Source organism: Chryseobacterium camelliae, assembly GCF_030818575.1.
Lineage (GTDB): Bacteria > Bacteroidota > Bacteroidia > Flavobacteriales > Weeksellaceae > Chryseobacterium > Chryseobacterium camelliae_A.
The window spans coordinates 2,667,423-2,686,743 of sequence record NZ_JAUTAL010000001.1 but is presented as its reverse complement, the minus strand read 5'-3'; the positions used below and the strand labels follow the sequence as shown (position 1 = coordinate 2,686,743).

At 41.1% G+C, this 19,321-nt stretch carries 21 protein-coding genes; 11 read left to right on the top strand and 10 right to left on the bottom strand.

The window, feature by feature from the left end; translation table 11 throughout:
• Nucleotides 1–42: 42 nt before the first annotated feature.
• Nucleotides 43–627: a DUF3109 family protein gene (locus QE404_RS12230; protein ID WP_307450822.1), complete on the bottom strand. Its 585-nt coding sequence runs from the start codon at nt 625–627 to the stop codon at nt 43–45.
• A gap of 6 nt (nt 628–633) precedes the next feature.
• Nucleotides 634–1,539 (bottom strand): DUF6427 family protein, encoded by a 906-nt coding sequence (locus QE404_RS12225; protein ID WP_307450820.1) that lies wholly within the window; start codon nt 1,537–1,539, stop codon nt 634–636.
• A 42-nt stretch (nt 1,540–1,581) separates the two neighbouring features.
• Between QE404_RS12225 and QE404_RS12220 the strand changes: the two genes are divergently transcribed.
• Nucleotides 1,582–1,815 carry a DUF6341 family protein gene (locus tag QE404_RS12220; protein WP_100075395.1) on the top strand — a complete coding sequence of 78 codons (234 nt, stop codon included), beginning with the start codon at nt 1,582–1,584 and terminating at the stop codon, nt 1,813–1,815.
• A 225-nt stretch (nt 1,816–2,040) separates the two neighbouring features.
• Here the strand turns inward: QE404_RS12220 and QE404_RS12215 are convergent, their stop codons facing one another.
• The 7 genes from QE404_RS12215 to QE404_RS12185 all read right to left on the bottom strand — a co-directional run bounded on the left by QE404_RS12215 (nt 2,041) and on the right by QE404_RS12185 (nt 6,938).
• On the bottom strand, nt 2,041–2,478 hold the full coding sequence (locus QE404_RS12215; RefSeq protein WP_307450816.1) for a universal stress protein: 438 nt from the start codon (nt 2,476–2,478) through the stop codon (nt 2,041–2,043).
• Between the two features lie 55 nt (nt 2,479–2,533).
• Complete coding sequence (locus QE404_RS12210) at nt 2,534–3,139, bottom strand: fumarylacetoacetate hydrolase family protein (RefSeq protein WP_307450814.1); 606 nt, start codon at nt 3,137–3,139, stop codon at nt 2,534–2,536.
• Nucleotides 3,140–3,188: 49 nt separating this feature from the next.
• Entirely contained in the window at nt 3,189–3,590 is a 402-nt protein-coding gene (locus tag QE404_RS12205) for a putative signal transducing protein (protein ID WP_307450812.1), read from the bottom strand.
• A gap of 3 nt (nt 3,591–3,593) precedes the next feature.
• Nucleotides 3,594–4,358 (bottom strand): 3'-5' exonuclease, encoded by a 765-nt coding sequence (locus QE404_RS12200; protein ID WP_307450810.1) that lies wholly within the window; start codon nt 4,356–4,358, stop codon nt 3,594–3,596.
• A gap of 64 nt (nt 4,359–4,422) precedes the next feature.
• Nucleotides 4,423–5,139 carry a CDP-alcohol phosphatidyltransferase family protein gene (locus QE404_RS12195; RefSeq protein WP_307450808.1) on the bottom strand — a complete coding sequence of 239 codons (717 nt, stop codon included), beginning with the start codon at nt 5,137–5,139 and terminating at the stop codon, nt 4,423–4,425.
• Nucleotide 5,140: 1 nt separating this feature from the next.
• Nucleotides 5,141–6,004 carry a lysylphosphatidylglycerol synthase transmembrane domain-containing protein gene (locus QE404_RS12190; RefSeq protein WP_307450806.1) on the bottom strand — a complete coding sequence of 288 codons (864 nt, stop codon included), beginning with the start codon at nt 6,002–6,004 and terminating at the stop codon, nt 5,141–5,143.
• Entirely contained in the window at nt 5,985–6,938 is a 954-nt protein-coding gene (locus tag QE404_RS12185) for a glycosyltransferase family 2 protein (RefSeq protein WP_307450804.1), read from the bottom strand. Before QE404_RS12185 ends, QE404_RS12190 begins: the two co-directional genes overlap by 20 nt.
• Before the next feature lie 69 nt (nt 6,939–7,007).
• Here QE404_RS12185 and QE404_RS12180 point away from each other — a divergent pair, with 69 nt between their 5' ends.
• The 9 genes from QE404_RS12180 to QE404_RS12140 all read left to right on the top strand — a co-directional run bounded on the left by QE404_RS12180 (nt 7,008) and on the right by QE404_RS12140 (nt 17,776).
• Entirely contained in the window at nt 7,008–8,636 is a 1,629-nt protein-coding gene (locus QE404_RS12180) for an ArnT family glycosyltransferase (RefSeq protein ID WP_307450802.1), read from the top strand.
• A 133-nt stretch (nt 8,637–8,769) separates the two neighbouring features.
• Nucleotides 8,770–9,189, top strand: a complete 420-nt coding sequence (locus QE404_RS12175; RefSeq protein ID WP_307450800.1) for a DUF2147 domain-containing protein — start codon at nt 8,770–8,772, stop codon at nt 9,187–9,189.
• A 107-nt stretch (nt 9,190–9,296) separates the two neighbouring features.
• Nucleotides 9,297–10,277: a pyruvate dehydrogenase complex E1 component subunit beta gene (locus QE404_RS12170; RefSeq protein WP_307450797.1), complete on the top strand. Its 981-nt coding sequence runs from the start codon at nt 9,297–9,299 to the stop codon at nt 10,275–10,277.
• Nucleotides 10,278–10,386: 109 nt separating this feature from the next.
• A complete protein-coding gene (locus QE404_RS12165; RefSeq protein ID WP_307450796.1) occupies nt 10,387–12,381 on the top strand; it encodes a KUP/HAK/KT family potassium transporter in 1,995 nt (664 codons plus the stop codon).
• A 67-nt stretch (nt 12,382–12,448) separates the two neighbouring features.
• Nucleotides 12,449–12,922: a Fur family transcriptional regulator gene (locus tag QE404_RS12160; protein ID WP_048511068.1), complete on the top strand. Its 474-nt coding sequence runs from the start codon at nt 12,449–12,451 to the stop codon at nt 12,920–12,922.
• 3 nt (nt 12,923–12,925) lie between these two features.
• Complete coding sequence (locus tag QE404_RS12155) at nt 12,926–14,671, top strand: OstA-like protein (protein ID WP_371935201.1); 1,746 nt, start codon at nt 12,926–12,928, stop codon at nt 14,669–14,671.
• Nucleotides 14,672–15,167: 496 nt separating this feature from the next.
• Nucleotides 15,168–16,343, top strand: coding sequence for an aspartate aminotransferase family protein (locus QE404_RS12150; protein ID WP_307454113.1), 1,176 nt, complete (start codon nt 15,168–15,170; stop codon nt 16,341–16,343).
• A 166-nt stretch (nt 16,344–16,509) separates the two neighbouring features.
• Nucleotides 16,510–16,896 carry an START-like domain-containing protein gene (locus tag QE404_RS12145; RefSeq protein ID WP_307450792.1) on the top strand — a complete coding sequence of 129 codons (387 nt, stop codon included), beginning with the start codon at nt 16,510–16,512 and terminating at the stop codon, nt 16,894–16,896.
• 73 nt (nt 16,897–16,969) lie between these two features.
• Nucleotides 16,970–17,776 carry an aminotransferase class IV gene (locus QE404_RS12140; protein WP_307450791.1) on the top strand — a complete coding sequence of 269 codons (807 nt, stop codon included), beginning with the start codon at nt 16,970–16,972 and terminating at the stop codon, nt 17,774–17,776.
• A gap of 310 nt (nt 17,777–18,086) precedes the next feature.
• On the opposite strand, the gene QE404_RS12135 is transcribed toward QE404_RS12140, so the two are convergent.
• Entirely contained in the window at nt 18,087–18,635 is a 549-nt protein-coding gene (locus tag QE404_RS12135) for a YqgE/AlgH family protein (protein ID WP_307450789.1), read from the bottom strand.
• 24 nt (nt 18,636–18,659) lie between these two features.
• Between QE404_RS12135 and pdxH the strand changes: the two genes are divergently transcribed.
• Nucleotides 18,660–19,301, top strand: coding sequence for a pyridoxamine 5'-phosphate oxidase (pdxH, locus tag QE404_RS12130; protein ID WP_307450787.1), 642 nt, complete (start codon nt 18,660–18,662; stop codon nt 19,299–19,301).
• Nucleotides 19,302–19,321 lie beyond the last annotated feature (20 nt).

Below are 19,321 nucleotides of genomic sequence, written 5' to 3'. Positions count from 1 at the left end.
ACATTGTCCGGCTTTATTCTTTGATCTAAATACAAGTTTTCATCAGGAACCGTATTCTTTTTTCCATTCTTCAGCAGCTTCGCTTAACACCGTATAAAATTCTTCACCGTACTTACGGGTCAGCGGGGTCTTAAGGAATTTGTAAACAGGCACCTGAAGTTCTCTTCCCAGGGTGCATGCATCACTGCATACGCTCCATTCATGATAATTTAGGGCTGTAAATGTAGAGTATTCTGTAATCCGGATAGGGTACAGGTGGCAGGAAATCGGCTTCTGCCAGTCTATGGCTCCGTCTTCATAGGCTTTTTCAATACCGCATTTTGTAATACCGTTCGCATCAAAAGTAACATAGGCACATTCACGGTCTTCCACCATTGGGGTTACATACATGCCATCCATTGGGTCTGTGGTCCATGTTCCCTGTTCTTCCAGGGCCTTGATGCCTTCTTGGGTAAGGTAAGGTTTGATCTTGTCAAAAATATTGTTGAGGATTTCCAGCTCATCTTTGTCGAGCGGGGCTCCTACATCACCTTCTACGCAACATGCACCTTTACATTTCGTAAGGTTACAGACAAATTCTTCGGAAAATATATCCTCTGAAATCAATTTATCGTCAATCTGAATCATAATCTTTTAAAATAATTGGAAATAATTGCCGGCTTTGAAAGTCACCAGGCTGATAATAATAGCCCACAGGCTTATTTCCTGCATCCAGTATTTAGGCATGAACCTCAGCATGCGGCTCAGGATAATGCTGGACGGGAAGGCCAGGAGCAGTAAATACTCATAACTTTTGTTCATATACAGAACAATGGAGATCAGCTGTGCCAGTGAAAACACCAGCAGGAAAGTATATTTATACCGGCTTACCGGGCTTTTTTTGTTGTAGTTTCTGAAGTGGTCATAAACAGCGTAGATCAGCAGCAAAGCAATAGGAATCAATGGGAACAGCTCGGTATAATCTGTAACGATCTTCATCGCTCCGAAGGGGAAATAATCCAGGTTCCATGACCTGAAATTGAAGAAGAACATCACAGAAAAATAACTGAAGGCAATCAGCATGATTCCCAGCAGAAACCTGAAAAGGTTCAGTCCGATCCTTTCCGAGGTGGCTATGAGGTGGATAATGACAAAAAACGCCATAGGCCAGGTAGTAGGTAAAAATATAAAATTAAGGGCGATAATAGACCCTACCAGAACATAGGATTTCTTCCTGATGTCCTCATCGGTACTCGTAAGCAAAAGCAGGAGGAAGGAGTTCGTGAGCAGTGCTACGGCAATCCCTATATCCAGGCTACCGGGATAAAGGCTGAAGATAAAAAATGTATAAAGAAACAGCGGCAGATGCGTCTGGTAATTCAGGGCAATGGTATGGAAGCAAAAATATGCCAAGGCAATCCCGAGAAAGGTAATTGCTTCAATAATTGCTTCGTAAGTGTTGAAATTCAGGATGTTAAATATAATAACTACCAAAAGAAGAAAACCAATATAAACAGGGATTGAAAAAATATTGCTTTCTTTTGAAAGTAATTTAAACATTTTTTATAAATTTGTACAAAGTTAATTTAAAAAAGGAAAATAATGACGTCTTTCTTTCTATTCTTAAGCAAAGTTTTCAAATGGACATTCGGTTTCTTTGATGCGTTTGGCAATGTTTTAAACTGGATTCTTTTTATTGTTTGCTGCACATTGTTCACATACTGGTGCTATGTATTGGTATCGAGACTGGGGAACAACAAAGACAAAGACTACCATTCTCCTACTGAAGGGAAACACCCTTATTATGATCCTGAGATCTATAAAAAAGAAGGTTAATTAATTGGTTATATAATAAAAAACCGATCAGTACAGCAATGTGTGATCGGTTTTTTTATGTTTGATGGTTGAGAAACTGATGTTTATCTGTGCTTGCAGGGAAATAATCAATAAATCAGGCAGGCCATTAAAACAAAACTCAAATATTAATCAACGCAATTTGTGAAAATCCGTAACCTTTACGGGACAGCTAAAACTACTGTTTTCAGGTATTGAATCAGCTGTTTATTCCTGGATAGGCAGTACCAGCAGAGGGATATCTGAACTTTTCGTCAGGCCTTTGGTAAGGCTTCCTACAAAAACATCATACAGTTCGCTTCTTCCGTGCGAGCCTACCACGATGTAGTCTGCGTTTTTATCATGCGCATACTCCAGAATCAGATCCTTAGCGATTCCCTGTTTCAGGAGATGCTCGCTTTCAACTCCCTGGGCAATAATTTTCTGCTGGATCTTATTCAGCTGAACCAGTTCTTCCCTGATTTCATTTTCTTCTACTTCCGGAAAATACTGAAAACCCATATCACCGATCGCAAAACCGATATCTGAAGGTGCAACATGGATCAGGTAAATCTTTCCGTTAACATCTTTGGCAAATTTTACAGCACCATTAATGAGCTGTTCTGTTTTATCACCAAAATCTACGGGCACTACAATATTAATCATAACCTTGGTTTTGCTATTAAAGATAAGAAAAAATGATGAAATTATATAAATCTCATCACAACACACGTATATCAATCACCTTCTGGTCTTCCAGAAATGCTTCCAAAACATCATTTTCCTCCACTTTGCCAACGCCTTTAGGAGTTCCGGTAAAGATGAGGTCGCCTACCCGTAATGTGAAATACTGGGATACGAAAGCGATAATGTCATCGAAAGTGAACATCATATCTTTCGTATTCCCATCCTGTACCTTTTCTTTGTTTTTAAGCAATGAAAACTGAAGGGTATTCAGGTCATAGGATGCTTTCTTAAAAAAGCTTCCAACTACGGCAGAACCGTCAAATCCTTTGGCCAGTTCCCATGGAAGCCCCTTGGATTTTAGTTCGCTCTGGAGATCTCGTGCCGTAAAATCAATACCCAGCCCGATTTCTTCATAATGCTTGTGTGCTGCTTCCTTCTGGATGTACTTTCCGCCTTTCGAAATCTTAAGCACAACTTCCAGTTCGTAATGCACATCATCTGAAAATTCAGGGATGTAAAAGTCATTTCCCTTTAGGACGGCAGTATCCGGTTTCATAAAGATGACCGGCTTCTCGGGAATGTCGTTGCCCAGTTCTTTGGCGTGTTCACTGTAGTTTCTTCCTATACAGATGATCTTCATATCAGTGGTTTTATATTGGATTAATGATGGGTTGCGTAAAATGGTTTAGTCAGGCATGAGAAAACTCATTGCCGCAATAATAGCAGATGAATGTATGGCTGGTCAGGATAGAGATGCCGAAAAAGCTGGTTGCGCTGTCGTCCCGGTAGATATGGTTAGAGCCGCATTTCGGACAGGTAAAATCATAATCCGGATTCTCAATGGTATGTTCTACCTCCAGGGAAAACTGTTCGTTTTCCTGATAATCCTGTAAGGCCTTCTGCGCTTTTTCAAGATCTTCATCAAAGACCTGCAACTGAATGCCTCCAACGGCCTGCGACAGCAGCCAGTCCGACTGGATAAGCTGTTCGTTCGCAATAAAGCTGTTAATGCCTGCATCGGCAAGGATTTGCTTGTCCCTGTTGGCAGCAAGGGCATTTTCATAAAACTTAAAACGAACTAATTCTGACATATATTAAAATTTACTTGATAACTGTATTTTGGTAAATACCTTTTTCGTGTACAACGGAAAATCTGCATTCTGAAGCCACCCGAAATAACCGAGATCCTTCTGGAAAATTACTTTTACACACTGTCCTTTATATTTTCCGAAATTGAAGACCTCTTCCAGCTTTTCATTATATCCGATAAATCCGGCCAGATCAGCATGCCTGTTATGGAAGGTGAACTCACTTAAAGGAGCAATCTCATTAGGAATATCTTCATATTTTCCCACCTGCGCATCCAATACCTCAAAAGTAGCCATCACATCGGCCTCTGCAGAATGGGCATTTTCAAGGGTCTTACCACAATAAAACTGATAGGCTGCACTCAGGTTCCTGGGTTCCTTTTTATGGTAAATCGTTTGGGCATCCACGAGTTTGAATTTGCTTAGATCAAAATCCATACCTACCCTCAGCAGTTCCTCTGCCAAAAGCGGAACATCGAAACGGTTGGAGTTGAAGCCGCCGAGATCAGAGCCTGAAAGCATTTCCATTACTTTCGGAGCAATTTCTTTAAAGGTAGGGCTGTCTTTAATGTCCTCGTCATAGATGCCGTGGATTTCACTGCATTCCTTTGGTATTGGCATTTCAGGATTGACACGCCAGGTCCGGCTTTCACGGGAAGCATCCGGATATACCTTAAGGATGCAGATCTCTACTATGCGGTCTTTGCCAATATTGGTTCCCGTAGTTTCTAGATCGAAGACACAAAGCGGTTTATGGAGTTTTAAATTCATTATTTTAGGTTGATAATTTAACAATAGATTTATTTGAATAGATGTTCTCTGCTTCTGCTGAAGGTCAGGATGTAAGCTGTTTCCGGAATATAACAGAAACCAGCATATAATAGATCACCACCATCGGTATGCCTGCGACTCTGAAGATGGCTACAATAATCAGTGCACCGATCACCAGAACCAGCTTCGGATAGTTGTCTTTTAGCTTCATCGATTTGAACTTCATGGCGATCATCTTGACAGGACTGATCAGCAGCCAGGACAAAATGAACGTAAGGAGGATTAAAATACCGGCATTGCCGAATAAAAACCCAAAGCTCTGATGCTCCTGATCTGCGTAGTACAACCCGAAAACAAGGACCGTATTGGATGGTGTATTTAATCCTTTGAAGTAATATTTCTGTTCCTCATCAATATTAAAAATAGCCAGGCGCAGACAGGAAAAAAGAGTGATAATCAGTCCGATGTATTTTATCTCAAAAGGAAAATGAATGCCTGCCAGTATATTTCCGAACGGTTCCAGTGCTTTGAACATCGTCAGTCCGGGAAGCAGCCCAAAGCTCACCATATCAGCAAGCGAATCCAGCTGGACACCCAGGCTGGAGTTGGCCTTCAGGGCGCGGGCAACGAATCCGTCGAAAAAATCGAGGACCAGTGAAAATATGAGGCACAGCGCTGTAACGGCATAATCCCCTGTAATAAGATGGATGGCTCCCACACATCCGGAAAACAGGTTTCCGAGCGTCAAAACATTGGCCAGGTTATTTTTTATAAAATTCATATCAGTTTTCTTTAAGGTGTAAATGAAGCTTTCTCAGCTGGAAGAAGACTCCGAAGAATGAGAAAAATGCGGTAATAACCGTAAAAAGCAGTGAAGCAGATACAGATACCGCCGGATCGAAATCAAAATACTTCGACGCCTGCAGGAACAGGACTTCCCGCACCCCGATTCCCGCAAAGGAAATCAGGCTTAATATGGAGCTTCCCAGAAACGTCACGGTATAGATGGCAAAATGTCCGTCTACTCCCAGGCTTTTCAGCAACAGTACAAAACAGATCACCTGAAGCCCCTGAATCGCTATGGAACAGGCAAGGGTAGTATAAAATACAGATTGGTAGGCAGGAAACCACTTTTTGGTAATCATCAGCGTTAGGAAGACTCCTGAAATAATCGCAATAACAATCACTGGAAGCCATTTCAGGTCAAACAAAAAGCCGGACGATAACAGGATCAGCACACAGATCGCCAGTAAGCCGCTCAGCCTGTCGTTAAAAAGGGCAGAAGTGATCTTTTTGACGCTCCATCCGAATTTCTTGTTTAGCAGGTATACCTTATAAGCATCCCCTCCAATACCGCCGGGAATAAAAAAATTATAGAACATTCCCAGGAAGTACAGTTCCAGATTGCTCCTGAAGCTTAATCGGAAGTGGTTGGCTTCCAGGTAAAATTCCAGTCGTTTTGTCGAAAGGACCTGCGAAGCCAGAAAGAAAACCGCTGCCGCCAGGACATAGGGTATGCTGACGGTAGACCAGAGCCCGGCCACCTCCCGGAAGGGAATTTTTTTAAAGACAAAATACAGTAATCCAATGCTGATAATAATTTTTACTGCATTGATCAGTACTTTTTTAAGATTGGTTCTCTCCAAAACTGGTTATTTTTCTGATGTTGAAAGGACGCTTGCTCTGAGATTCATAGTACGTCTTCATCAGCATATCGATAATGATCCCCGTTGTGAAAAACTGGATTCCGATGAAAACAAGCAATACCCCTAAAATAAGCAAAGGCCGTCCTCCGATATCATGCCCCATTAATTTGACGATCAGCAGATACACATTGATCAGCATTCCAAGAATAAATGCCACAAGACCGATATTTCCGAAAAGGTAAATAGGCTTGGAAAGGTATTTTTGGTTGAATAGCACCAGCAGAAGGTCATTGATGACCTTAAAAGTCCTGTTCATCCCATACTTGCTCACTCCAAACTGTCGTGCGTGATGCTTGACAGGCATTTCTGCAATCCTGGCGCCGTTCAGGTGGGCCATTAAGCTGATGAACCGATGGTTCTCACCATACAGGTTCAGGTCTTTTGCCGTGTCCTTGGTGAATACTTTCAGGGCACAGCCCTGGTCGGAGATGTTAAGCTTTGTTGTTCTCTTGATGATGAAGTTGGCAATCCTGGAAGGAATGGTGCGTACTGAAGAATCTTTCCTTTTCTGGCGCTTTCCTACCACAAGGTCATAATCTCCGCTTTCAAGGAGGTTTACCATAGCCGGAATATCGCTGGGATCATTCTGAAGGTCTCCGTCAAGGGTAATGATGTAATCCCCGGAAGCATAATCAAAGCCCGCCATCATGGCAGAGCTTTGCCCGTAATTCTTTTTCAGCTGGATCAGCACGACATTAGGATCGTTTTTTTCGATGATTTCTTTTACCGTTCCGTCTTTCGAATGGTCGTCGATAAGGATAAGCTCGTAGCGGTATCCTGCCATAGCCTCCCGGATACGGTCTATGAGAAGTCCTGCGTTGCCCTGTTCATTATACATGGGGATGACCAGAGAGTAAAACTGATTATGATTCATTTGTTGATCCTGATTTATTACATTTGCATGGCAAACTTTTGCAAAAATACTAAAAAACTATTCTTCCGGATGAATCAAAATCAACTGCTGACGTCCCGCCAGATCATCATGCTCTATATAGGCTTTTCAATCGTCTATATTTCAGGGCTTTTTATCCCGCTGATGGAAAATGATTCTGCGCAGCATGCTTCCATGGCCATGAGGATGGCCCTGAATAATGATTTCCTCCATATCTTTAAAGGAGAAAACCCTTACCTGGATAAACCGCATATGCACTTCTGGCTGGCTGCGCTGTCCATGAAAATTTTTGGTATCAACCACATTGCCTACAGGATTCCGGCACTCCTGTGCCTTGCCCTGGGAGTATTTTCCACTAAGAAGCTTGCTGAAATCCTGTACGACAATAAAAATACGGGGTACTTGGCTTCACTGATTTTCCTTTCGGCACAAACAATCATCCTTTCTGCCCATGATGTAAGGACCGACGCTGTACTGACAGGCTTTATTATCTTTTCAATCTGGCAGTTTGTGCGCTTTATTAAAACGCAGAATATTTTTAGTGCGGTTCTTGCAGGACTGGGAACAGCCCTTGCTTTTTCCTCAAAAGGGCTTATGGCCATTGTGATCATCGGCTTCTGTATTTTTGCTTATCTGCTGTATTCAAGGGAGTGGAAAAAGTTTTTTAACTTTAAAATCGTGATTGCGGCATTGAGTTTTGCTACCGGAATTGTACCGGTCCTGTACGCCTACCATGTTCAGTTCGGGGAAGAGGGAATACGGTTCATTCTATTCAATCAAAGTGTCAACAGGTTGACTGCAAGCGGTTTTGAAGAGACCAGCCCCGATTATTTGTTCTTTTTCCATACCCTGCTATGGGCATTCCTTCCGTTTTCCCTGGCTTTTTATTTCGGCGTGTTTGAAAAGACGGCGTTTTTCATTAAAACCAGGTTCAGGAAAACTGAAGGTTACGAATTCCTCACATTAGGAGGATTCTGGTTGGTTATGCTGGTTTTCTCGGCCTCAAAATTCAAGCTGCCGCATTATCTCAATGGTCTTATAGCGGTCTTATCTGTCTTAACAGCGGCATATCTCTTTGAAATGTACAGGAAAAACAGTATTAAAAAAATAAAGATCCTATATGGTATCCAGCTGTTTGTGATCTTTGCCGTGCTTATCGGTATCGTTCTTCTTACGGTGTATTTTACGGGAATTCCCCATATCATCATGTATCTTGTTGCAGCAGCAGTTTATGGATGCCTGATCAAGGTTATTTTTTCAAAAACAGACTATTTCAGAAAGTATGTTTCTGCATCGTTGATATTTGCCATTGCAGTCAACATATACCTGAATACCCAGTTTTATCCTGTCCTCACCCAATATCAGGGAAGCCTGAAGCTGGCTCAGTTTGTCAACAAAAATCATATTAAAAAAGACAGAATCTTCATGCTTAAAGGCTATGAACCCTGGGCATTTGATTTCTATACCAAAAGAAATACACCCAGGGTAGATGCGGGTACTTTAAAAAAAGGAGATTATCTTGTTGTGTATGACGAGCATCTGAACCAGGTTGGCAGAAAATATAAAGTTGTTGATCAGGAAAACCATTACCGGATCACCAGATTGTCTTTGAAATTTCTGAATCCCAAGACCCGGGAACAGCAGTATGAAAAGATGTCTTTACTAGAGATTGCAGAATAACTGAATTGACTGTACTGCTATGTACAAGAGTATTAATATGTGCCGGATAACAAATGTTTTGTTTATATGAAATTAATTTATATTTTTAACGATACGATTAAATTAAATAATTGATAATTAAATCAGCCATTATATGAAAAAATTATTAGCAGCCTTTATCTTTTCTTTGTTCAGTGTGATGTCTTTTGCACAGATCGAAGGAAAATGGAAAACGATAGACGATGAAACCAAACAGGCCAAGTCTATTGTAGAGATCTATAAGAAATCAGACGGTAAATATTACGGGAAAGTTTCCCAGCTTTTGATTAAGCCGGCCAATGCGAACTGTGTGGAATGTAAAGATGACCGTAAAAACAAACCGATTCTCGGGATGGAAATTATCCGCGGCCTTAAAAAGGACGGTAATGAATTTACCGGGGGATCCATTACAGATCCTAAAACCGGAAAAACCTATAAATGTACTATTACAAGAAGCGGAGACCAGCTGAATGTAAGAGGATATTTCGGGCTTTCCATTATCGGGCGGACCCAGACCTGGACAAAAGTGAATTAATCTTTGTTAAAATACGTATCGCAGACGGCATTTCATTAAATTGAGATGCCGTTTGTGATGTGTTAACAAAAAAACACTATTTTTGTACTTTAATTTTTCTAAAACATATGGCAGAATATACTTTTCGTGAGGTAATTGCACAGGCAATGAGCGAGGAAATGCGTAAAGACGAATCCATTTATCTTATGGGTGAGGAGGTTGCAGAATATAATGGTGCATACAAGGCTTCAAAAGGGATGCTGGACGAGTTCGGCCCTAAAAGAATAATCGATACCCCTATTGCGGAGCTTGGCTTTACCGGTATTTCCGTAGGTGCTGCAATGAACGGCAACAGGCCGATCGTGGAGTTCATGACGTTCAATTTCTCTTTGGTAGGAATAGACCAGATCATCAACAACGCTGCGAAGATCCGCCAGATGAGCGGTGGTCAGTGGAACTGCCCGATCGTTTTCCGTGGGCCTACAGCTTCTGCAGGGCAATTGGGAGCAACCCACTCACAGGCTTTTGAAAACTGGTTTGCCAATTGTCCGGGCCTTAAAGTAGTGGTTCCTTCCAATCCTTACGATGCAAAAGGATTGCTGAAAACAGCTATTCAGGATAATGACCCGGTAATTTTCATGGAATCTGAACAGATGTACGGAGACAAAATGGAAATTCCTGAAGAAGAATATTACATCCCGATCGGGAAAGCTGATATCAAGAGAGAAGGTACCGATGTTACGCTGGTTTCTTTCGGTAAAATCATGAAGCTGGCCATACAGGCTGCTGAAGATCTCGCTAAAGAAGGGATCTCTGTTGAGGTAATTGACCTGAGAACCGTACGTCCTCTGGATTATGATACTGTTTTAGGATCTGTGAAAAAAACCAACCGTTTAGTCGTGCTTGAAGAAGCCTGGCCGTTTGGTTCCGTAGCTTCAGAAATTACCTATATGGTACAGCAGAAAGCATTTGATTACCTGGATGCACCTATTAAGAGAATTACAACTCCGGATGCTCCTGCACCGTATTCATCAGCATTGTTCGCAGAATGGTTCCCGAAACTGGATAAAGTGAAAGAGGAAATTAAAAAAGCGATGTACGTTAAATAATAGAAAAAAACTTCCGAAAGGAAGTTTTTTCATTTATTATATTCATGAAGAAAAATTCATGGGGTTGTAAATTTCATTTAAATTTGCGCTTTTAAATAAATTGGCTGATATGGCAGAACTTACAGAAAGCGGTCATCATTTTGACATTAAGAAGCTTTCTTTCATTGGGGTACTGGTTTCTTTAGGAATTGTTTTCGGAGATATTGGTACTTCACCGCTTTACGTAATGAAAGCGATCGTAAACGCAAGAGGAGCGGGTAATACCATGCCTTTCAACGAATACATCGAAGGAGCACTCTCCTGCATCATCTGGACGCTGACGCTCCAAACCACCATCAAATATGTAGTCATTGCCTTAAGAGCCGATAATAAAGGCGAGGGAGGCATCCTGGCTCTTTTCTCACTGGTGAAAAACCTCAAAAAAGGCTGGCTGTACCTTATTGCCATCGTAGGAGCGGCAGCGCTTATTGCAGACGGCGTTATTACACCTTCTTTAACAGTGATGTCAGCGATAGAAGGTCTCCAGATCTATAATCCTGATACACCTGTAGTACCTATAACCATTGGGATTCTTATCGTCATATTTGTAGTGCAGCAATTCGGGACCAGCTTCATCGGGAAATTCTTCGGACCCGTAATGGTGATCTGGTTTCTTGTACTGGGTGGCTTGGGACTGTCCCATCTGAGCGAAAATTTCGAGATACTGCGGTCTTTCAATCCGTATTATGCATATAAGCTTATCGTTGATTCACCTAGCGCAATTATTATTTTAGGTGCAGTTTTCCTGTGTACTACCGGAGCTGAAGCATTGTATTCCGATCTTGGGCACTGTGGGGCGAAAAATATCCGCGTTAGCTGGGGATTTGTAAAAATCATGCTGATTCTGAACTACCTTGGGCAGGGCGCATGGCTGCTGAGCAACTACGGCAAGGCAGGATTTTCAGTGATGAACCCGTTTTTCGGGATCATGCATGAATGGATGATCGTACCGGGAGTTATCCTGGCGACGGCTGCGGCTATCATTGCGAGCCAGGCTTTGATTACAGGGTCATTCACTATTTTCTCCGAGGCCATGTCACTTAATTTATGGCCTAACCAGAAGATCGATTACCCTTCAGGGGTTAAAGGGCAGATGTATATCCCAAGGATCAACTGGGGTCTTCTGTTCTTCTGCATTATTGTGGTACTCCACTTCAGGGAATCCGGAAAAATGGAAGCAGCATACGGTCTTTCCATTACGGTAACCATGCTCATGACGACCATACTCCTTGTATTCTGGTTGCTTAAAAAACGCATCAATAAAGTATTCGTCCTGGTTTTTGCCCTGATGTATATGGCGATTGAGCTGGGATTCTTCAGTGCGAATGTCATTAAATTCATGGAAGGAGGCTGGATTACGGTAGTCCTGGCCGGTTCCATCGGTGTATGCATGTATGCATGGTATAACGGCCGTCAGATCAAGACCAAATTCATCAAATTTGTTAAGCTGGATAATTACATCCCGATCATTAAGGATATGAAGCTGGATGAAACCATTCCTAAATACGCGACTAACCTTGCTTATCTGAGCCGCGCAAAACGCTACGGGGAAGTAGAGTCTAAAATTATCTATTCCATCATCAAAAAACAGCCTAAAAGAGCAGACCATTACTTTATCCTGAATATTGTCAACCAGGAAGATCCGTATACTTTTAAATATATTGTTGATGAAGTTCTCCCGGGGACTATTTATAAGATTAATTTCCTTTTAGGGTTCAAGATCGACAGAAGGATCAATGACTATTTCGATATGGTATTAAGGGACCTGATGGCGGACGGAACTATTCCTTCCAGAAGCAGCCATCCCTCCCTCAGAGCTCATAACGTTCCGCCGGATTTAAAATATGTTATCATAGATAATACCTATATCAATGATATTTTATTAACGGTAAAGGAAAAGATTATCCTCAATATTTACAATTTCGTAAAGTATATCGGAAGTGACGATTTTAAGGCCTGGGGCGTAACTTCGCACAATGTTGTCGTAGAATCCGCACCTATGACAGAAGAGTGTGTTGCAGGCTCAAGAATAGAACAGGCAGAGTTTTTAAGGCACAATAGTTAAATTCTTTAACACAATACATCTTCGTCTAATTCAATAAATTTCAATAAATTTGTAGATAATTTTTTTGATGGATACTTTACAAAAAGAGAAAAATATTGCTTTAATCAAAGATGTTTTACGAAACTATTTATTGGAGAAAGGTTTCAGAAACACCCCCGAACGATATACGATACTGGAGGAGATCTATAATATGGATCACCACTTCAATGTGGATGACCTGTATCTGTTAATGATGCAGAAGAAATACCATGTTTCCAAGGCAACGATTTACAACACGATTGAAATTTTCCTGGATGCCGGGCTGATCAGGAAACACCAGTTCGGAGAAAAAACCCTGACTTCTTCATCTTATGAAAAGTCTTATTTCGATAAACAGCACGACCACCTGGTGATCTATAAAAAAGATTCTGATAAGGAGATCGAAGAAATCATAGAATTCTGTGATCCAAGGATCCAGGGAATAAAAGAAGCCATAGAAGATGCTTTCGGCGTCAAAATCGATTCCCATTCGCTGTATTTTTACGGTACTAAGAATGACTGATCAATGAGATTTTTATTTGTTCTGTTATTTTTTATATCAATGTCAGTCTTTGCACAGGATCAATTAAAACCTGCGCAGAGAGATCCTTATCTCCAGAATCCCGTAAAGAATGCTCCCCCGCCACAACTGAATCCTCAGGACCGGGTTCATATCATCAACGCTGATAAGATCATTAAAGATCCAGCCAAATATGATGGCAACAGGTATCTCACCGGGAATGTGAAAATAGAACATCAGGGTTCGATACTTACGGCAGATGAGGTGGTGATTTATGATGAAGAAAACTTCGTTAAAGCCATCGGGAATACCAGGCTTCAGAATACCGACGGGTCTGTAATTACAGCCGGTGAAATGGAATATGATGCCAATACCCAGAAAGGGGTAGCCCGTAAAAATGTGGTTCTTACCGACCCTAAACAGACCATCAAAACAGACATCCTGTATTATGACCGTCTGTCCAGCCAGGCATATTTCAATACCGGAGGTACGATTACTGACGGGCAGAATGTGATGTACACGAAATCGGCCACGTATTTCCTGAATACCAAAATGATTGATTTTGTCGGCAATGTAAAGATCGACAGCCCCGATTATATTATTGAGGGACCGAATATCAAACAGGACCAGAATACTAAAATTGCCGAATTTTTTGGTCCTACCACCATTACAAGCCGTAAGAATCCCAGGAACCGGGTTTATACAGAAAGGGGAACCTACCGGATGAATACCAAGGAAGCTTTTCTGAAAAAGAATTCAAAGATTTTTTACAATGATAAGATCCTTACCGGGGATGATATGTACTATAATCAGATTACCGGTTTCGGAACGGCTACCGGAAACGTAACCCTGGATGATCCGAATGAAAAACGGTATATCAAAGGAGGCTACGGTGAAATCTTCGAGGTTAAGGATTCCGCGATGATGACCAAAAACCCATATGCGGTAAAAATATTTGAGAAAGATTCACTGTACTTTGCATCGGAGAAAATTATTTCATTTCAAAGACCGGATTCCCTGGATGCTACAGTGAAGAAAAGCTTTCTGAGAGCATTCAGGAAAGCACGTTTTTATAAGTCCAATGCTCAGGGTAGGGCAGATTCTATTGCTTTTAACGAAACTGACGGTGTAATGCATATGTACAGGGAGCCATATTTATGGAGTGGCGAAAAGCAGGTGACCGGAGATAAGGTAGAAGCCTATTTCAATACCAAGACCGAGAATATAGATTCCCTGAAAGTTCTGGGGAATGCATTTGCCATCAGCAAAGTAGACTCCTTAAGCCTTAAGGACGAATTTAACCAGGTAAAAGGTAAGCTCATGACTGTCTATTACCAGAACAATAATATCAAAGAAGCCAAAGTTATCGGGAATGCCCAGTCCATCGTATATGTAGACGACGAAAATCAGCAGACAAAAAAGCCGGAACGGGTGGGTATAACCCTGTCAACTTGTGGCATTATCGGGGCTTTGTTTGAAGAAAAGGCCCTTCAGATTATCTCTTGTAGCGTTGGCGCCAATTCAGATACTTATCCGATGAGCATGATAGAACCGGCTAAGAGGAAATTTCCCGATTTTAACTGGAATACAAAAGACCGGATCAGGAAATGGCAGGATATCCTGGTCGATTCGCCGAACTATGAAGAGATAAAATATCAGGCGGATACTTCCCTCTACGACCAGGTTCAGGAAAATATTGAAAAAGAAAAAGCCAAAGAAGAAGCTAAGAAACCTAAGCGAACCCGCAGGTGATAATAAGCTGCTGTACCATATGATTAATCCGTTACTTTTTAGTGACGGATTTTTTATTTATTGTTAATCAGTCTTTTATATATTAATTATATTTTAACGATAAATCCGAAAAATATTTTAAAATTTAAATTTGATTGGCTTATCATGATGATATGATTTGATCTTCAAAAAATAATTTCAGAAAAATTGTTAAATTTTTATCAGAGTCATATTTTTATTCAGGAATTTGTTTATATTTGAATCATGAAGGGGTGAAAACATGAGGTGAATTTATATTAATATTTTGTGATTTGGTGTATCACCCTTATTCGTAAGGGTGATTTTTTATGGGGGCATCCATACAAAATCGAGTAGTATTAACCGTCATTGGAAATAATTGGTCCCTGAGCTGGTTTTATCTTTGGTATATGCAAAGAATGTCTTCATGGACTGTTTATTTCAGGGGGCAGACTTTCAAAAATCTTTACTAGCTTTGCTTAAATTTTAACGAATGGAAATGCAAAAAGATTTCTTTGCCTACCAGGCACAGACAACCCCATATGCAGCAGGTTTTGAAGTGGAAAAGGCTGAAGGAAGTTATATTTACGGAAAGGACGGGAAAAAATACCTTGACTTTGTAGCAGGTGTTTCTGCAAATACATTAGGGCATTCGCATCCTAAGGTTGTTCAGGCTATTAAAAACCAGGCAGACAAATACCTGCATGTAATGGTATATGGTGAATATGCACAGGAGCAACCCGTAGCGCTGTGCAGGCTGCTTGCAGAAGCTACGCCGGATCCTTTGGAAATTACCTATCTGGTCAACAGTGGTGCAGAGGCCATCGACGGAAGCCTGAAACTGGCCAAACGATATACCGGAAGAGAAGAGATTATATCCTTTAAAAATTCCTATCACGGCAATACCCACGGAGCACTGAGTGTTTCCGGAAATGAGGTCCATAAGCGCGAATTCAGGCCATTGCTGCCTATGGTAACCTTTATCGGTTTCAATGAAGAACGGGACCTGGAAAGGATTACTGAAAAAACAGCCTGCGTGATCATGGAAACCATACAGGGAGCTGCAGGTTTCCTTGTGCCGGATGGGGATTACCTTAAGAAGCTCAAAAGAAGATGCGAAGAGGTGGGGGCACTTCTGATCCTGGATGAAATCCAGCCGGGTTTCGGGAGGACCGGCAAACTGTTCTCATTTGAGCATTTCGGGATTGTTCCTGATATTCTGGTCATGGGAAAAGGAATGGGAGGCGGAGTGCCAGTAGGTGCTTTTATGAGCTCCCGTAAAATCATGGAGACTTTATCTCATTCCCCGAAACTTGGCCACATCACCACCTTCGGCGGAAACCCGCTGATTGCCGCCGCAAGCCATGCTACTTTAAAGGAGGTGCTGGAAAGCGGGCTCATGAATGAAGTAGACGAAAAAGAAGCATTATTCAGGGAATTGCTGGTGCATCCGAAAATTAAAAATATCAATGGTAAAGGTCTGATGCTGGCAGTGAACCTAGGCTCTCCGGAATATACCCTTGAAGTGGCTAAAAAATGCATGGAAAAAGGCCTGATTGTTTTCTGGCAGCTCTACAGGAATGAATACATGAGGATTTCCCCGCCGCTGACCATCTCAATGGATGAGATCCGTGAAGGATGTACGGTAATCCTTGATGTTTTAAATGAAAACTAAACGATATAACCCTTCATTTTTTGAAGGGTTTTCTTTTAAAAATAGGATTAAACACCTATTTAAAAATCTCTGATAAATATCATATCGATTGTATAAAAAAATAAATACAAGCTTGCGTAATAAAAAAATTAATTTATATATTGCGGGACGATAAAACAAAGATTATATGTCGAAACATAAAGTCCATTACGAATTCCCAATGCACTGTCTATCAGAGATTTTATATGAATATCTGGCGACTGCTGAAGGGTTATCTGAATGGTTTGCGGATGAAGTTACGGAAAAAGGTGATGATTTCTTTTTTAGCTGGGGCGGAGGTCCTGCCGAGAAAGCAACATTGATAAGATATAAGCCTGAAGGTTTTGTTCGTTTCAGATGGGAAGAGGATGAGGGCACCAAGAACTTTTTTGAAATGACGATTACGGTAGATGATATTACAGAGGATCTGGCACTGAATATTACTGATTTCTGCGAAGAAGGAGATGAGGAGGAAAATGCCATGTACTGGGAAAACCTTATAGAAAACCTTAGAATAAAATTAGGAGCGGCTTAAGACGATTGAATGCGCTCTGATTACTGATGAACGATTTATCGTTCATTATTTTTTTATCAATAAATCAGCAAAATTGGACAATCAATATTTTACATCCGGAGAGTTGAAAACCAGAAACAGGGCCTTTCTGATGGGGGATGCCGTTAAGGTTTCATTTTTTATCCGAAATGCACAGCTCATTATGGATGAAGAGTGCTATTTCTTCCTGATGGCTTCCATGAGAAAAATGCGGATGAATATTCCGTTAACCTATACGCTGGAATTCTTTCAGAACCTTTTCCGAAACGAGGTGATTGAAGGAAAAGGAATTCATAACGGAATTATTAATTTCCAGGTATTCAGGAACCAGGATGAAACGATGCTGGCGAACGCATCCGTATCCTATTTCTATGAAGCAGAACAGAAAGATGCAGTTTCTATCCAGCCGAGATTGCTGGAACTGGACCTGATCAAGGAAATTAATGTCAATAACAACCTGTTGAGCAATATCCGGGTTCACTGCCCCGAAAATATTTACGGTGAGATTTACGCGCAGGAAAATGACCTTGATGACGTTATCCTGCTCAATCCTAATAAAAGAATCGCACGCACCACTTCCGGAAACCTGCTCTTTCTGGAAGGTGATAGCATAAAAATACCGAAACACTCGGAAGGAGCTTATATTTCTCCTCTGCTGGAAAATCTGGTTACCTTTTTACATAAGAATAACCTGGCGGATATCCAGGAGCATGAGATCATTGCATTTGAATCCCAGAAGGCGGAAGAAATCCTTTTGGTGTCAGACGAAAAAGGCCTGTTTTCCGTAGGAAAGATCAGGAATAAAACCTTCGGGAACGAGCGGTTTACCGATATGGTAGAACGTTGGAAAAACCACTTTTAACTTTTAAATTGGCAAACCCGGTAAACAACAAAATTTTCAAATTGTCCTTTACCGGGTTTTATTCTGATAAATCAGAAATATGATAATTAAATGCAGGATATTCATCCTGCAATTTTTATTTTCTAATATTAGTCTTTATAACAACAGGTTTTAGCTCTAAAGATGAATATTGGAAACGCTTCAGGATAAGTCTTATCAATCCTCTCATAATGTTGAAATTTTAGTTAAACAAATAACGGCATTTATTGCGAAATTATTATATAACATACTCTTAAAGTTATGTTAATATAAGTCGGTGAAAATCTGAGGATTAATTCAGGGAAATGTCTTCCGGTGAATTGGCCCATAACAGGAATTCACCGCCAAGGTTTTGCATGATGGATTTCCAAAGCGTCTGGTCGTTCGGTAAGGTATAATCAAGATTATAGACATCTACAACAGTCCAGACTTTCTTCTGGATCTCATTATCCAGCTGCATCGGTGACCAGCCGGAATAGCCTGAAAAGATCTTTACGTCATGAATGCTCAGCTCACCGTTCAGCACGGCACTGATGATATTTTCGATATCTTCGGTCAGATAAAATTCATGGGTAATTTCTGTATATATTTCGGTAACCTTTTTACCTTTTACAATAAAAAGGATTTTGTCATTCTCTACAGGGCCGCCGTCATATACCTCAATTTTAAAATCGAAGTATTCTTTGAACCTGTTACTCATCTGGCCGTTCTTCTTATTTAATATTAAGCCAAATGCACCCTGGTCATTATGTTCGATGACCAATATTACGGATCTTGAAAAAATATCTCCGGAAATATCAGGTGTGGAAATTAATATTTTACCTTTGTATGAGTAATTCATACTCAAATTTAATAAAAAATATTTATGGAAAACCTGCACGATAAAAGAAAAGTGTATGATAAGTCCCAACTTATTGAAAGTGAGATAAAACAGAATCCCATTGAGCAGTTCAGGGACTGGTATTCTGAAGCAGGTGCAAATCCGGGTATTTCCGAGGCCAATGCCATGGCTGTTTCTACCCTGGAAGACGACGGATGTCCCCGAACGAGGATGGTCCTACTGAAATCCTATACTTACGAAGGATTTATTTTTTATACGAACTACAGCAGCAGAAAAGGAAGGTCCATAGAAAAGAATCATAAAGCGTGCCTGCATTTTTTCTGGCCCGGCCTGGAGAGGCAGGTCATTATTAAAGCCCATCTGGAGAAAATCGCTGAGAATCTGAGTGACGGCTATTTTCATTCCAGGCCAAAAGGCAGCCAGCTGGGTGCAGTGGTTTCACCGCAAAGCGAAGTCATTCCGGATCGCGCTTTTCTTGAACAAAAACTTAAGGATCTTGAAGAAAAGTATGAAAATACTGAAGTTCCGAGGCCGGAAAATTGGGGCGGTTACCTTGCAAGGCCCTATGAAATAGAATTCTGGCAGGGAAGACCAAACCGTCTTCATGACCGTATCCTGTATACTTTAGAGGGGCTCGACTGGAAAATTGCACGCCTCGCACCATAATGGTGTTCAAAACTATGCCG